Raw genomic sequence first — 302 nt, 5'->3', positions numbered from 1 at the left:
TACTTCCCGATTAAAATCATCGACCACATTAAACGTACGAAAACGCCTGCCACACCATAACGCGTCACTCATAAAATCAATTGACCAACTCTTGTTGATTTCCCCAGGTACTGCCAATGGCTGCGGGTCTCTTGTTGGAAGTCGCTTTTTACCAATGCGTCGCCGGTTCATCTTTAGTCCACAATAAACGCGATAAACTCTCTTATGATTCCAGGTGTGGCCACGTCGCCTTATTAACTGAAAATACTTGCCAAATCCCCGTTCCGGAAAACGTTCTGCCAATTCCTGCAAAACTGCAATGA

Annotated in this window: 1 pseudogene; it reads right to left on the bottom strand. The window is 45.0% G+C overall.

Annotated features, from left to right (window positions below):
- A pseudogene (locus ACO0KY_RS19685) lies at positions 1–302 on the bottom strand (IS3 family transposase); the annotation flags it as partial.

This window comes from Undibacterium sp. Dicai25W, assembly GCF_049340505.1.
Taxonomy (GTDB): Bacteria; Pseudomonadota; Gammaproteobacteria; order Burkholderiales; family Burkholderiaceae_D; genus Undibacterium; species Undibacterium jejuense.
This window is presented reverse-complemented; position numbering and strand designations above follow the sequence as displayed.